The organism is Bifidobacterium sp. LH_413 (assembly GCF_056357015.1).
Genome location: NZ_JBKEVK010000001.1, coordinates 239,727 through 252,841, shown reverse-complemented (window position 1 = coordinate 252,841; position 13,115 = coordinate 239,727). Strand labels below are relative to the sequence as shown.

Annotated in this window: 14 protein-coding genes; 4 read left to right on the top strand and 10 right to left on the bottom strand. The window is 66.1% G+C overall.

What is annotated here, in order from left to right:
* Positions 1-197: 197 nt before the first annotated feature.
* The 7 genes from AC1AYN_RS00950 to AC1AYN_RS00920 all read right to left on the bottom strand — a co-directional run bounded on the left by AC1AYN_RS00950 (position 198) and on the right by AC1AYN_RS00920 (position 7,332).
* Positions 198-1,145 carry an ABC transporter substrate-binding protein gene (locus tag AC1AYN_RS00950; RefSeq protein ID WP_476531529.1) on the bottom strand — a complete coding sequence of 316 codons (948 nt, stop codon included), beginning with the start codon at positions 1,143-1,145 and terminating at the stop codon, positions 198-200.
* A gap of 126 nt (positions 1,146-1,271) precedes the next feature.
* Complete coding sequence (smpB, locus tag AC1AYN_RS00945; RefSeq protein WP_476531527.1) at positions 1,272-1,751, bottom strand: SsrA-binding protein SmpB; 480 nt, start codon at positions 1,749-1,751, stop codon at positions 1,272-1,274.
* A gap of 152 nt (positions 1,752-1,903) precedes the next feature.
* Positions 1,904-3,286 (bottom strand): CHAP domain-containing protein, encoded by a 1,383-nt coding sequence (locus AC1AYN_RS00940; RefSeq protein ID WP_476532291.1) that lies wholly within the window; start codon positions 3,284-3,286, stop codon positions 1,904-1,906.
* A 143-nt stretch (positions 3,287-3,429) separates the two neighbouring features.
* A complete protein-coding gene (gene ftsX / locus AC1AYN_RS00935; protein ID WP_476531525.1) occupies positions 3,430-4,353 on the bottom strand; it encodes a permease-like cell division protein FtsX in 924 nt (307 codons plus the stop codon).
* Positions 4,350-5,804 (bottom strand): cell division ATP-binding protein FtsE, encoded by a 1,455-nt coding sequence (gene ftsE / locus AC1AYN_RS00930; protein ID WP_476531523.1) that lies wholly within the window; start codon positions 5,802-5,804, stop codon positions 4,350-4,352. Before ftsE ends, ftsX begins: the two co-directional genes overlap by 4 nt.
* 79 nt (positions 5,805-5,883) lie before the next feature.
* The gene (gene prfB, locus AC1AYN_RS00925; protein ID WP_476531521.1) at positions 5,884-7,014 is read right to left on the bottom strand and encodes a peptide chain release factor 2; all 1,131 of its coding nucleotides are present in this window, start codon (positions 7,012-7,014) and stop codon (positions 5,884-5,886) included.
* 183 nt (positions 7,015-7,197) lie between these two features.
* Complete coding sequence (locus tag AC1AYN_RS00920; protein ID WP_476502440.1) at positions 7,198-7,332, bottom strand: hypothetical protein; 135 nt, start codon at positions 7,330-7,332, stop codon at positions 7,198-7,200.
* A 188-nt stretch (positions 7,333-7,520) separates the two neighbouring features.
* Between AC1AYN_RS00920 and dapD the strand changes: the two genes are divergently transcribed.
* Positions 7,521-8,540 carry a 2,3,4,5-tetrahydropyridine-2,6-dicarboxylate N-succinyltransferase gene (gene dapD / locus AC1AYN_RS00915; protein WP_476502441.1) on the top strand — a complete coding sequence of 340 codons (1,020 nt, stop codon included), beginning with the start codon at positions 7,521-7,523 and terminating at the stop codon, positions 8,538-8,540.
* 395 nt (positions 8,541-8,935) lie between these two features.
* Here dapD and AC1AYN_RS00910 read toward each other — a convergent pair whose 3' ends face one another.
* A complete protein-coding gene (locus tag AC1AYN_RS00910; protein ID WP_476531519.1) occupies positions 8,936-10,228 on the bottom strand; it encodes a citrate synthase in 1,293 nt (430 codons plus the stop codon).
* Between the two features lie 263 nt (positions 10,229-10,491).
* Entirely contained in the window at positions 10,492-11,268 is a 777-nt protein-coding gene (gene map / locus AC1AYN_RS00905) for a type I methionyl aminopeptidase (protein ID WP_476531517.1), read from the bottom strand.
* A gap of 250 nt (positions 11,269-11,518) precedes the next feature.
* Between map and AC1AYN_RS00900 the strand changes: the two genes are divergently transcribed.
* From AC1AYN_RS00900 to AC1AYN_RS00890, 3 genes are read left to right on the top strand one after another with little or no spacing between them, the layout of a single operon-like run.
* Positions 11,519-11,779 (top strand): hypothetical protein, encoded by a 261-nt coding sequence (locus AC1AYN_RS00900; protein WP_476502444.1) that lies wholly within the window; start codon positions 11,519-11,521, stop codon positions 11,777-11,779.
* On the top strand, positions 11,763-12,035 hold the full coding sequence (locus tag AC1AYN_RS00895) for a DUF4160 domain-containing protein (RefSeq protein ID WP_476502445.1): 273 nt from the start codon (positions 11,763-11,765) through the stop codon (positions 12,033-12,035). The genes AC1AYN_RS00900 and AC1AYN_RS00895 overlap by 17 nt, the downstream gene beginning before the upstream one ends.
* A complete protein-coding gene (locus tag AC1AYN_RS00890; protein ID WP_476531515.1) occupies positions 12,016-12,249 on the top strand; it encodes a hypothetical protein in 234 nt (77 codons plus the stop codon). Before AC1AYN_RS00895 ends, AC1AYN_RS00890 begins: the two co-directional genes overlap by 20 nt.
* Before the next feature lie 52 nt (positions 12,250-12,301).
* Here AC1AYN_RS00890 and AC1AYN_RS00885 read toward each other — a convergent pair whose 3' ends face one another.
* Positions 12,302-13,072, bottom strand: a complete 771-nt coding sequence (locus AC1AYN_RS00885; RefSeq protein WP_476531513.1) for an HdeD family acid-resistance protein — start codon at positions 13,070-13,072, stop codon at positions 12,302-12,304.
* Positions 13,073-13,115 lie beyond the last annotated feature (43 nt).

Genomic DNA, 13,115 nt, shown 5'->3' with positions numbered 1-13,115 from the left:
CGTTTCGGTCCTCGGAACGGAAAAACGGCGGCCGCCGCGATGATGCGTTCATCACGGCGGCCACTCTCCGCCCCGCCACATATGCATAAGTATACATAATCACGTATAGATATGCAATATGATGTCGTCTCGCTGAGTCGCGATGATACCGGGCGGCTACTACGAACCGGTTAACGGCGGGAATGCGACGGCGGGAATCAGCCTTCGACGTCGGTCGGGTTGATCTCGGCCTTGTCGATGGCGCCGGACTTGACGCCCCAGTGGTCGAGCAGCTTCTCATACGTGCCGTCGTCCATCAGCTTCTGGATGGCCTTCTGCACGGCTTCGGCGGTGGCGGTGTCGCCCTTCTTGATGGCGACGCCCTGCTTGGCGACGCCGACGTCCTCGCCGTAGGATTCCAGCTGGTCGCCGGTCTGGCTGATCGCGTAGCCGGCGACGGGCGAGTCGGCGTAGAAGGCGACGGCCTTGCCGGTGACGACGTTGGTGGTCACGTCGGTCTGCAGCTTGTTGGAGAGGATGTCGATCTTCTTGTCGGCCGGGCACTTCTTGTCGGCGGCGGTGACCTCCTCCTCCTGCGTGGTGCCGGTCTGGACGGCGATCTTGAGGCCGCACAGGTTCGAGGAGTCGAACTTCTCGGGGTTGCCCTTCTTGACGACCCACGTGGAGCCGGCCTTGTAGTAGCTGACGAAGTCGACGGCCTGGGCGCGTTCCGGCGTGATCGTGAACGAGCTGATGCCGAGGTCGTACTTGGAGCCGACGGACGGGATGATCGAGTCGAACGTGCTGGTCACGTTCTCGGTCTTGAGGCCGAAGACCTTGCCCAGGGCCTTGGTGAGGTCGACGTCGTAGCCGACCGGGGTCTTGCCATCCTCGGCGAGGAACTCGGCCGGGGCGTAGGAGGTGTCGGTGCCGACGGTGAGCACGCCGTCCTTGGTGACGGATTCGGGCAGCAGCTTGGCGATCGCCTCGTCCTTCTGGATGCCGGAGACGTCGAAGCTTTCGATCTTGGACGACGAATCGGACGAGCCGGAGCCGGACGCGGACGAGTCGGACGCGTCGGAGGTGCCGCAGGCGGCGGTGGCGAACAGCATCGCCGCGCACAACGCGGCGGCCGTGAAGGTCTTGATTCCCATGCTGGATGACATTGGATTTCCTCTCTCAGAGAATGTCGGTCGGGCGGGTATGTTTCCCGACTGATTCGCGAGAGTAGGTCCCCCATGCTACGAACCCGTAAATCTCACCCCCACGTCCCACAACGTGGACATGCGGGCTCAGTGCGAGCGCTTGTTGGCGTAGCGCATGGCGCGCAGGGCCTCGCGCTTGTCCTGCGCCTCGCGCAGCGCCTGGCGCTTGTCGAATTCGCGCTTGCCTCGCGCCAGCGCGATCTCCGCCTTGACGCGTCCGTCCTTGAAGTACAGGCTGATCGGCACGATCGTGTAGCCCTTCGCCTCGATCTGGCGGGCGAGTTTCAGGATCTCGCGTTCGTGCAGCAGCAGTTTGCGCTTGCGCTTGGGCGCGTGGTTGTTCCACGTGCCGTTCAGGTATTCGGGGATGTTCGCGCCTTCCAGCCAGATCTCGTTGCGCCGGTCGATACTGACGAACGCCTCGGCGAGCGAGGCGCGTCCCTCGCGCAGCGACTTCACCTCGGTGCCGGTGAGCACGACGCCGGCCTCGTATTTGTCCTCGATGACGTAGTCGTGACGCGCCTTCTTGTTCTGGACGATGAGCTTCGTCCCTTCCTCCTTGGCCATCGGGGACCTCCCTTCCTTGTCGTCGTTGCCCCGCGAACCACAACACGATAGCACGAAGCGCCGCCGGCCGAAGCCTGGCGGCGCTCCCCTATCGCGCAGCGCGTAGCCCGTTCGCTCCCCGCATGCGCGCGGATGCGATACGGCCCCACCAATCAGTAGTGCACGTACTGGTAGGCGCCCGCATTGGAGATGGTCTCCCATGCGGGGAAGGTGGCAAAGCCGGTGCCGCCTTCGGAGATGAGCACGGAGCCGTCGGAGTTGACGCGTTCGACGACGGCGACGTGGCCGTACTGCCAGTCGGCCGTCCAGTGGCCGCCGACGCTCTGGCCGGGCAGGAACACCATCGCGGCGCCGACGTGCGGCGTGTTGTTCACGTAGTAGCCGAGGCTCGCGCCGGTGGCCGCCCACTGGCCGCCGTTGCCCATGTACGAGCCGACCGGCAGGCTCAGCTGCGAACGGCGGATGTACGCCCACAGCGTGCACTGGCGGGCCGGGTAGGCGGAGCCGCCCACTGTGTTGCCGGTGTTGTGGCCGTAGCAGTAGCTGGAGCCTTCAGGGCAGTTGCCGGGCACGGCGTAGTCCATGCCGTTGGCGGTGCTGCCGCCTGAGTTGGAGCCGCTGTTGCTCGAGCCGCCGCCGTTGTTGGTGGTGCCGCCGGTCGTGGTGCCACCGGTCGAGCCGCCGGTCTGCTGCTGCGAGCCGGTGCCCGGCGTATAGCCGGCGTTGCTGTTGTTGTTGCTGGCTGCGGCGTTGGCCGCGGCCTGCGCCGCCAGGTCGGCCTGCATGGAGACGATCTCGGCCGCCTCCTTGGATTCCTGCGTGGTCAGGCTGCTCTTCTGCTCCTCAAGCGACTTGCGGGCGGCCGTGCCCTTCTCCTGCAGCGCCTCGAGCGACGCCTGCTTGGCGGCGGCGTCCTTGGCGGCGGATTGGGCGCTGGCGGCCTGCTTGTCGGCCTGGTCCTTGAGCTGGCTGATCTGGTCCTCGATGGCGGCCAGACGCTCCTTGCGGTTCATCGACGTGTTCATCGAGACGGCGGCGTCGTTGGCGGCGTTGGCCGCGGAACGCGTGGCCGCAGCGTCGGACTGCATCTGGTTGACGAAATCGTCGGTGGTGGTCGCGTTGGTGACGACGCTCATCACCGTGGAGGCCTGCGAGCCGTGGAAGCTGTCGCGCGCCGATTCGGCGACGGAGTCTTTCGCGTCGTCGTATTCGATGCCGGTGTCCTTGATCTTCTGCTCGAGGTCGGCCTTGTCCTTCTTGGCCGCGTTGAGGCGCTCGGTGGTGGCGTCGGCGAGGTCCTGCGCCTGCTGCGCGGCCTGCTGCGCCTTCGTGGCCGCCTCCTGGGCGGCCGGGATCTGCTCGTTGGCGAGCGAGTCCAGTTCGAGGATCTGGTTGGCGAGGTCGGCGTTCACGCCGGCGAGCTTGGACTTGATGTCCGCGTGGCTGGCGACCTTCTGCTGGTACTCCTGGACGGAAACGGCCTTCGCCTCGGGCGCGTACGCCGCGGTCATGGCGATGCCGCACACCGCGGTCATCGCGGCCGACACGATGAGTCCGAGTCCTGCTTGCAACGTCTTGGAACGCTTCGACACTTCGGTCCTTCCTTCCGGATTGCTTCCGCACATTGTAACGGAGGTTGCTGAGACGGCAACCCGCCTACGCCTTGAGCTATGCCCGGCTACGCCTTGAGATAGCGGCTCAGCGAGATCGCCGAGGCCACGACGGACAGCAGCACGGCGCCGGCGACGAGCGCGGGCGCGACGAGCCACACGGTGCCCTGCGTGACGAACGGCATCCAGCTGACGGACTTGGCGACGCCGTCGGTGATGAACACCTGCACGATCGCGGCGAGCGCGCCGGCGGCGAGCAGCGAGCCGACGAGCGAGGCAACCACGCCTTCGAGGATGAACGGCAGCCGGATCGTCCAGTTGGACGCGCCGACCAGTCGCATGATCTCCGTCTCGTTCTTGCGCGACGCGGCGGACATGCGGATCGTCGTGCCGGTCAGGAGGATCGCGACGACGACCATCACGACGGCAAGCACCACGGTGACGACGGTCGCGCGGTTGAGCACGGCGAAGACGGGGTCGAAGATCTGCTTCTGGTCGACGACCTCCTCCACGCCGGTCTTGCCGTTGAGCACTTCGGCGACCATCTTGTACTTGGTCGGATCCTTGAGCTTCAGCTGCAGCGAGTCCTGCATGTCGGCGGCGGTGAGCGTGCGGCCCTGGTATTCGCCGTTCGGGTACTGCTTGAGGAACGTGTTCTTGAAGAAGTCCTCACGGCTCACGTAGGAGATCTTCGAGACGTTGTCGCGCAGCTCCTGGTGGATGAAGTCCTCCAGTTCGACGATCTCCTGCTGCGTGGGGGCCTTGCCGGTCGCGCAGCTGGCCGCCTGGCTGGTCCCGTCCGGGCAGAGCCACACGATCACCTCGACCTTGTCGTACCATTCGCCCTTCGCGCGCGTCACCTGCGCCTGCATGAGCGCGGACGCGCCGATGAACACGAAGGAGATGAAGGTGACGAGCATGACCGAGACGATCATCGGCACGTTGCGCTTGAGGCTCGTCCAGGTCTCGGAAAGGATGAATCGCGCCCTCATCGGGTCTCCTCCTCGTTCGTCTTCTCGTCGTCATCGTTTCGGCCGTCGGCCGCGGTTCCGGCGTCGTCGGTCACGTCACCGGTCGCGTCGTCGCCGTTCTCCGCCGTTGCGTCCGCCGCGGCCTGCGCCGTCGGCGGGACCGGCGGCGCGGGCGGCGTCAGCGGCGCGGATCCGGCGGGCGGCGCCGGCGGTTCGGTCTGTCCGGTCTGTCCGGTCTGTCCGGTCCGGTCCGTCGCCTCCGCCTGTTCTGTCCGCCCGTGCCCGGCCTTCGCGGCGGGCGGCGCGGGCGGCGTCAGCAGGCTGCCGCCGGCCTGCGCCGCGGCCGCCTTGGGTTTGAACTTCGCGTCCGGATCGTCCGTCACGTCGTCGGTCGCGTCGACGGGCGCGACCACCGCGGTCGCCGCGTCGTCCGCCGGCGCGGCCGCGGCGGCCTGCGCGGCGGGGGCGGGTTTCGCCGCCTCCCGCTCGCGGCGTTCCCGCTCGGCCTCCTCCTCGAGATTCAGTCCCTTGCCCCACGTGAGCGTCGTCTCGACGGGGGCGAACGCCTCGCCGTAACGTCCGGTGCGGCCGGAATGCACGGACTGGGCGAGACGGGCGATGCCCTCGTCGCCGTCCATCGCGCCGGCCGCGAGCGCGCCCGCCTCGATGGCGGCGTGCGCGTCCATGCGTTCGGTCGCGTCCGCGCTGTCCGCACGGAACCGTTCGTCCGCGCCGATGGCGCGATGCGCCTTCGACGTGACTTCCGCGTCCGGGAAGTAGGTGGACGAATCGTATGATCCGTGTTCCTCGTCGCGCACGATGCGGCCGGTATGCAGTTCGACGACGCGTTTGCGCATCGAATTGACGATCTCCTCGTTGTGCGTCGCCATGACGACGGTGGTGCCGGTGCGGTTGATCGCATCGAGCACCTCCATGATGCCGAGCGACGTGGTCGGATCGAGGTTGCCGGTCGGCTCGTCGGCGAGCAGGATCTGCGGATGGTTCACGTAGGCGCGGGCGATGGCCACACGCTGCTGCTCGCCGCCGGACAGCTCGTGCGGGTAGCTGTCCTCCTTGCCGGTGAGGCCGACCGTCTCCAGCACCTTCGGCACCATCGACTTGATGGCGGACCGACGCGTGCCGATCACCTCGAGCGCGAACGCCACGTTCTGCCACACGGTCTTGTTGTTGAGCAGCTTGTAGTCCTGGAACACGAAGCCGATCGAACGACGGTACTGCGGAACCTGACGGTCGGAGATGCGGCGCAGGTCGTTTCCGGCCACGCGGATCTCGCCGTCCGTGGCCTCCTCCTCGCGCAGCAGCAGGCTCAGCAGCGTGGTCTTGCCGGAGCCGGACGCGCCCACGAGGAACACGAAGTCGCCGCGGTCGATGTCGAGGTTGATGTCGTCGAGCGCGGGACGGGTGCCCTTCGGGTAGATCTTGCTGACATGCTCCAATGAGATGAGTGCCATTGATTCGCTTTCCTTGTGAAGCCTGGTAAGCCTTGTACGGCCTGTATGGCCGGTGCGGCCCTGCGGGGCCGGGGCCGGGTTAGGCCTCGGCCTCCTCCTTGGCGGCGCGGCGCTGCTCGTGGCGCCAGCGGATGCCCGCCTGGATGAAGCCGTCGAGGTCGCCGTCGAAGACGGCCTGGGTCTGGCTGGTCTCGTAGCCGGTGCGCAGGTCCTTGACCATCTGGTACGGGTGCAGCACGTAGGAGCGCATCTGGTCGCCCCAGCTGGCCTTGATGTCGCCGGCGAGCTCCTTCTTCTTCTTCGCCTCCTCCTCGTGGCGCAGCACGAGCAGTCGGGACTGGAGCACGGCCATGGCGGCGGCGCGGTTCTGGATCTGCGAGCGCTCGTCCTGCATCGTCACGACGAGACCGGTGGGAAGGTGGGTGATGCGCACGGCCGAGTAGGTCGTGTTCACGCCCTGGCCGCCGGGGCCGGAGGAGCAGTACGTGTCGACGCGAATGTCGGTGTCCGGGATGTCGATGTGGTCGGTCGCCTCGACGAGCGGCACCACCTCGACGGCGGCGAAGCTGGTCTGACGGCGGCCCTGGTTGTCGAACGGAGAGATGCGCACGAGGCGGTGCGTGCCGCCCTCGACGCTCAGACGGCCGTACGCGTACGGCGCGTCCACCTGGAAGGTCGCGGACTTGATGCCCGCCTCCTCGGCGTACGAGGTGTCCATCACCTTCGCCTTGAAGCCCATGCGCTCGCAGTAGCGCAGGTACATGCGCAGCAGCATCTGCGCGAAGTCGGCCGCGTCCACGCCGCCCGCGCCGGAGCGGATCGTCACCACGGCGGAACGCTCGTCGTATTCGCCGTCGAGCAGGGTCTGGATCTCCATCGCGGCGAGGTCGTCGGCGATCGAGCCGAGCTCGGTCTTCGCCTCGTCGAGCGACTCCTGGTCCTCCTCCTCGCGGCCGAGCTCGACGAGCGTCTCGACGTCGTCGATGCGCGAGGCCGCGGAGGTGAGGCGCTTCAGCTGCGATTCGGCGGCGGAGAGCTTGCTCGTCACCTTCTGCGCGTTCTCGGGATCGTCCCACAGACCGGGGGCGGCCGCCTGCTGCTCGAGCTCAGCGATGTCCGCCTTCATGCGGTCCACGTCCAGCGCCTTGGCGATGGAGTCGTACTTGGCGCGCACGTCGGCGATCGCCTGGGAATAGTCAAATTCAGCCATCGTTGTCTACCTTATGTTTCGTACCTTTGAAAAACCTTGGGGTGCCGCCCGTCCTCGGGCCTCGTGCTCCCCTCCCCCGTCCGTCGGATGCGCGACGCGCCTTTCGCCGCATGCCCCGCGGCCGCGAACCTGCCGAGGGTGTGCGAGGCTGGACGTCACGCGGGGAACACGCGTGACGGGACGTCAAAGACCGGCGTAGATGGCGGGAACCACCAAGGAGATCAGCATGGCGGCGGCTATGACGATGCACACCGCGCGCACCATGGTGCGGCGGCGACGCTCGCGATCGCCGCGTTCATCCTGCCGATAGTCATTCACGGTGCGCGATTGTACCCCATCGCTTGGTCAACGGCCCGGCGCTCTCGGCCGCGGGCGTAACGGGATGCGGCGCGCGCGTGAAACACCCCGTGGAACATCACGTGGGCACGGCACGCGCCCGACGAGCGCGCAGGCTAAGGTGGACATGGAAGCAACCTGTATCCCGATGTATGTAAGGAGCATTGCAGATGACTGATGAACGCACCGCGTACGGCTGGGGCCTGGCGAGCATCGACGCCGCCGGCAACACCCTGGACGTGTGGTATCCGAGCCTCGCGCTCGGCGCCGCCCCCGCCGAGGCGGACCGTCCGAACCATGATTTCGGCGTGCTCGCCCACGACGAGGCCGACGCGCGCGGCGTGCGCCGCGTGCCGGTGTTCACCGTGAGCGACCTGGACGCCCCGATCGCCAACGCCGAGGACGCCTACCTGAAGCTGCACCTGCTGAGCATGCGCCTCGCCAAGCCGAACACGCTCAACCTGGACGGCATCTTCGGCGCGCTCAACAACGTCGTGTGGACCAACTACGGCCCGTTCGCCGTCGAGGACTTCAACGCCCGCAAGGCCGACGTCGAGGCCGCCGCCACCGCGGCCGCCCAGTCGTTCGCCGCGAACGCCGGTCTGCCGGCCGCCGCCCCGGCCGCCTCGGTCAACGTGCTGGGCGTCGACAAGTTCCCGCGCATGATCGACTACGTCGTGCCGTCCGGCGTGCGCATCGGCGACGCCGACCGCGTGCGCCTGGGCGCCCACCTGTCCGAGGGCACCACCGTCATGCACGCCGGCTTCGTGAACTTCAACGCCGGCACGCTCGGCGTCTCGATGGTCGAGGGACGCGTCTCGCAGGGCGTGGTCGTCGGAAACGGCTCCGACATCGGCGGCGGTGCCTCGATCATGGGCACCCTGTCCGGCGGCGGCAAGCTGCGCAATTCGATCGGCGAACACTCGCTGCTCGGCGCGAACGCGGGCATCGGCATCTCCCTGGGTGACAACTGCGTCGTCGAGGCGGGCCTGTACGTGACCGCCGGCACCAAAGTCACCATCTGGGACAAGGCGAAGGCCGCCGCCGGCGAACCGCTTGAGGTCGTCAAGGGCGCGGACCTGTCCGGCAAGGACAACATCCTGTTCATCCGCAACTCGGTGAACGGCCGCATCGAAGCCCGCTACCGCAAGACCGGCATCGAACTCAACGCCAAACTCCACAAGAACTGACGCCTTGCTCGGCCCCCTCTGACGGGCTGAGCCGTGAAGCGGAGAGCCCGGTGGGCTCTCCGTAGGCGAAGGCGAGCGACAGCGAGCTTATGTGAGGTCAGCCGAAGGCTGTCCTTGATTGCGGTCGGGCTGTCCGCGTCAGCGGACTGGGGGAGAGACAGCGGCCGCAGGCCGCGAGGAAAGGAATCGGCCTTCGGCCGATGCAATGTTCCCGCGGCCTGCGGCCGCTCCTCTTCTCTCCCTCCGTCATCGCTTCGCGATGACACCTCCCTCGCAGAGGGAGGCAATACCGCCGACCTCACATCGGCTCGCCTGCCGGCTCGTACATCGCCTACAAACGCCTCCGGCGTTTGCTTCACGACGATGTCCCGTCAGAGGGAGGCAAACCGCGTCGCCTACCGCTCTTCCAGCGGAATGTAATCACGCTTGACGGCGCCGGTGTACACCTGGCGCGGGCGGCCGATCTTGGTGGCCGGGTCGGCGAGCATCTCGCGGTACTGGGCGATCCATCCGGGGATGCGGCCCAGCGCGAACAGCGTGGTGAACATGGCCGGGTCGAATCCGATCGCCCGGTAGATCAGTCCCGTGTAGAAGTCGACGTTCGGGTAGAGGTGGCGCGAGACGAAGTAGTCGTCGTGCAGCGCGATGTCCTCGAGCTCGGTGGCCACGTCGAACAGGGCGCGTTCGTCGGCCGGCAGCTTCGACGTGTCCTCGCGGTCCATGATCTTCTCGAGATACGTCTTGGCGATGGCCGCACGCGGATCGTACGACTTGTAGACGCGGTGGCCGAGTCCGGAGATGCGGTGGCCGTCGCGCTTGGCGTCCTCGACGAACTCGCGCACCGACTTACCGGAATCGCGGATCGCCTTCAACTGACGCAGGACGGCCTCGTTCGCGCCGCCGTGCAACGGTCCGGACAGCGCGTTGACGCCGGCCGCGACCGCCGAATACAGGTTGGCGTGCGCGCTGCCGGCGATGCGCACGACCGACGTGGAGCAGTTCTGCTCGTGGTCGGCGTGGATGATGAGCAGGCGGCCGAGCGCGTGCACGTACAGCGGGTCGGATTCGAACGGCTCGTACGGCACGGCGAAGCACATGCGCAGGAAGTCGTCCACGTAGCCGCGCGCGTAGTCCGGGTACAGCATCGGCTCGTCACGGCGGCGGCGGAAGATGTACGACACGATGGTGCGCACCTTCGCCATGATGATGATCGCCGACTCGTCGAGCTGGTCGGAGTCGGTGATGTCGGTCGTGTCCGGGTAGAACGTGGCGAGCGCGTTGATCGCGGAGGCGAGCACGCTCATCGGATGCGCGGTGCGCGGGAACGAGCCCATGAACGTGCGGAAGTCCTCCCCCACCATCGTGCGATGGTTGATCGCGGAGACGAACTTCTCGTACTGCTCCTTGTTGGGCAGCTCGCCGTGGCGCAGCAGCCACGCGACCTCGAGGAAGTCGGAGTTCTCGCACAGTTGCTCGATCGGGTAGCCGCGGTAGCGCAGAATCGAGTGCTGCCCGTCGATGTACGTGATCTTCGATTCGCATTGCGCGGTGGTGAGGAAGCCGGGGTCGAGCGTCACCCAGCCGTCGTTGCGCAGTTTGGACACGACGATGCCGTCCGGCCCGGCGGTGGCCTCGACGACCGGCAGCGTGTACTTGCTATCGTCGACGTTCAGCTGTGCTGTTGCCATGGGTGACCCTTCCTGTTCGATGTTGCCGGCCACCATAGCCGCCCCATGTTTCCACAAGGCCCCATTGCCCAATACCCGGAACACAAAAGGAATGCACCTGCCGGCGCATACCACTTTCTTTGCCCCCCCTCAGGGGGAGCTGTCGGCCAAAAGCCGACTGAGGGGGGTACCCCGTCCACAACCAGACGCAGCACCCCCTCAGGCCCGCTCCGCGGACCAGCTCCCCCTAAAGGGGGCGCGTACCGCGGAAGACCCGTATCGCCCTACTCCCTCGTGGTGAGGATCACCGGGCCGTTCTCGGTGATGGCGATGGTGTGCTCGCTGTGGGCGCCGCGGGAGCCGTCCTCGGAGCGCAGGGTCCAGCCGTCCTTCGGGTCCTGGTAGATCTCGTCGGTGCTCTTGAGGAACCACGGCTCGATGGCGATGACGAGGCCCGGACGCAGCTTGTAGCCGTGGCGCGCCTTGCCGTCGTTCGGCACGTGCGGATCGCCGTGCATGATGTGCCCGACGCCGTGGCCGCCGAACTCGAGGTTGATCGGGTAGCCGTATTCGCGCGCGATGTCGCCGATCGTGCTGGACACGTCGCCGAGTCGGTTGCCCGGCTGGGCCGCTTCGATGCCGGCGGCGAGCGCCTCCTCGGTGCACTTGATGAGGCGCAGGTCCTCCGGGTCCTTGTCCTTGCCGACCACGAAGCTGATGGCCGAGTCGCCCACCCAGCCGTCGACGCTGATCGCGAGGTCGAGGGAGACGAGGTCGCCGTCCTTGAGGTTGTAGTCGTAGGGCACGCCGTGGAGCACCGCGTCGTTGACGGAGGTGCAGATGTAGTGGGCGAACGGGCCGGTGCCGAAGTCGGGCGCGTAGTCCACGTAGCAGGATTCGGCGCCCTTGCGGTCGACGATCTTCTTGTGCACGAATTCGTCGATGTCGAGCAGGTTGGTGCCGACCTTCGTGTATTCCTTGAGTTCGCGCAGGATGGAGCCGACGAAGCGGCCGGCGGGCTTCATCTCCTCGATTTCGCGAGGGGTCTTCAGTTCGATCATGAGACTTCCAGAATCTTTCTACCTATGTCCGATGGGCGGAACGCCCTGTCGTCAATGGCTCTCACGATAGTGCGCCGCCTCGTCAATCCACAACCCTTCCCCTTGCGCCCCCTTCAGGGGAGCTGTTCACACCCCTCTCCCTCTGCTCCCCCTTCAGGGGGAGCTGTCGCGCAAAGCGCGACTGAGGGGGTTCACGCGCCTCCCCATTACCCAGCACACGATTTACAATGAAGAAAGACGGGAGCTCATCATGCGGATATACGATTATTATGAGACGGGCGATGGCACGCGCGTCACACATTCCGATGTCCAGCCCGACGGCAGCGTGCTCGTATTCTTCGACAACGGGGACAAGCACGCCGAAATCAAGATTCCGGACGGCACGATTCCAGCCAATACGGGATTCAGTCAGCGGGAGACCAACGGATTTCTCGTCAGCACCGTCCGCGGCATGAAATCAATCATGCGCTATGCACGCGAAGGCGGTATCCAACATGCCTGGGCTGTATAGAATCCGAGGATTCCTTGTCTACTTCTGGGCGAATGAAAGCAACGAGCCGATTCACGTCCACGTCGCCAGAGGCAAGCAGTCGCCATCATCCGCGAAATTCTGGATTCTGCAGGACGGCACGGTACGAATCGCCAAGCAAAGTCCTGATATGACGACGAAGGAGCAGCAGGGAATCATCGAGTTCCTTGAATCGGTCGCTCCGGAAATCATCGTGGCTTGGCAGGAGATGTTCGGATATGTCCGATTCCATGACTGAATTGCGAAATATCGGCGACTATCGCGGCTATACACTGCTGTTCAATCCATGCAACCGCAGAATCATCGCCGAAAGGAAAACGGACCTCGCCACAGTGTTGTTCGACTGCGAACCATTTGCCTTGGTCCATCAATGGGGGTGCTCCGCCGATGACGTCCGGGCGTTGACGGACCATCTGGAAACAATCGCCCACAAGCAACTCGCGATCGCGTAGTCTTGGCCGTACAAAGCATGGCCAAGACTACGGGAGTCATCGAACTATCACCTCACCGCTTCGGGAGGCGGCCGAAGGTGAAGGCACGCACCAGGGCGGAGACGCCCATGACCACCAAGGCGCAGCCGGCGAAGACGACGAGCCAGACGGTGGAGCTCACCGGGGACATGAGCACGACGAAGCCGGCGATGATGGAGACGATCGCGTAGAGCACGGCCCATCCGGAGCTGGGGAGCCTCCACGATTCGACGAGCGCCATGAAGCCTTCGAGCATCCAGCCGATGCCGACGGTCATCGTGGCGAGCAGGGCGAGCGCCTGCCCGGAGACGGCCGCGTTCTTGAGCATGAGCAGGCCGCCGATGGTGAGCAGCACGCCGACGAGGATGTCGAGCACGCGCCATCCGCTCGGCAGTCCGAGTTCGACGATGGCGACGACGACGCGCACGAGTCCGGAGACCACGAGGTAGACGCCGAGCAGGACGGCCGCGACTTTCAGCGTGATGCCGGGCCAGAGCAGCAGGGCCGCGCCGAGCACGATGGCGGCCACGCCGATCACGCCGTAGAATCCGCGCACCCAGTTCTTCGCGTGCTGCGGCAGCATGGTTTCGATGAGTTTGAACGGATCGACCGGCCGCCCGTTCCAGCCGCCAGCCGAGCCTGTGCCGCCGGCGGGCCCACCCTGCCCCGCGTAGGGATTGTTCGACTGGTCCGCATACGGATTGGCGTACGGGTCGCCGCCCTGTCCCGCGCGCGGCGCGCCGTAGGGGCCGTCGCCCGCGTTCACATTCGCGTTCGGATCCGGATTCCGGTTGTCGTTCGTCATGATGACCTCCTTGCGATGACGCTGACTTCATGCTAGACAATCT

What these genes read in the sequence shown, in the direction of transcription:
- AC1AYN_RS00895 (WP_476502445.1), top strand. Translation starts at nt 11,763, where the DNA reads ATGCCTGGGCTGTATAGAATCCGAGGATTCCTTGTCTACTTCTGGGCG.
- AC1AYN_RS00900 (WP_476502444.1), top strand. Translation starts at nt 11,519, where the DNA reads ATGCGGATATACGATTATTATGAGACGGGCGATGGCACGCGCGTCACA.
- prfB (WP_476531521.1), bottom strand. Translation starts at nt 7,014, where the DNA reads ATGGCTGAATTTGACTATTCCCAGGCGATCGCCGACGTGCGCGCCAAG.
- AC1AYN_RS00885 (WP_476531513.1), bottom strand. Translation starts at nt 13,072, where the DNA reads ATGACGAACGACAACCGGAATCCGGATCCGAACGCGAATGTGAACGCG.
- ftsX (WP_476531525.1), bottom strand. Translation starts at nt 4,353, where the DNA reads ATGAGGGCGCGATTCATCCTTTCCGAGACCTGGACGAGCCTCAAGCGC.
- dapD (WP_476502441.1), top strand. Translation starts at nt 7,521, where the DNA reads ATGACTGATGAACGCACCGCGTACGGCTGGGGCCTGGCGAGCATCGAC.
- AC1AYN_RS00890 (WP_476531515.1), top strand. Translation starts at nt 12,016, where the DNA reads ATGTCCGATTCCATGACTGAATTGCGAAATATCGGCGACTATCGCGGC.
- ftsE (WP_476531523.1), bottom strand. Translation starts at nt 5,804, where the DNA reads ATGGCACTCATCTCATTGGAGCATGTCAGCAAGATCTACCCGAAGGGC.
- smpB (WP_476531527.1), bottom strand. Translation starts at nt 1,751, where the DNA reads ATGGCCAAGGAGGAAGGGACGAAGCTCATCGTCCAGAACAAGAAGGCG.
- AC1AYN_RS00940 (WP_476532291.1), bottom strand. Translation starts at nt 3,286, where the DNA reads ATGACCGCGGTGTGCGGCATCGCCATGACCGCGGCGTACGCGCCCGAG.
- map (WP_476531517.1), bottom strand. Translation starts at nt 11,268, where the DNA reads ATGATCGAACTGAAGACCCCTCGCGAAATCGAGGAGATGAAGCCCGCC.
- AC1AYN_RS00950 (WP_476531529.1), bottom strand. Translation starts at nt 1,145, where the DNA reads ATGTCATCCAGCATGGGAATCAAGACCTTCACGGCCGCCGCGTTGTGC.
- AC1AYN_RS00910 (WP_476531519.1), bottom strand. Translation starts at nt 10,228, where the DNA reads ATGGCAACAGCACAGCTGAACGTCGACGATAGCAAGTACACGCTGCCG.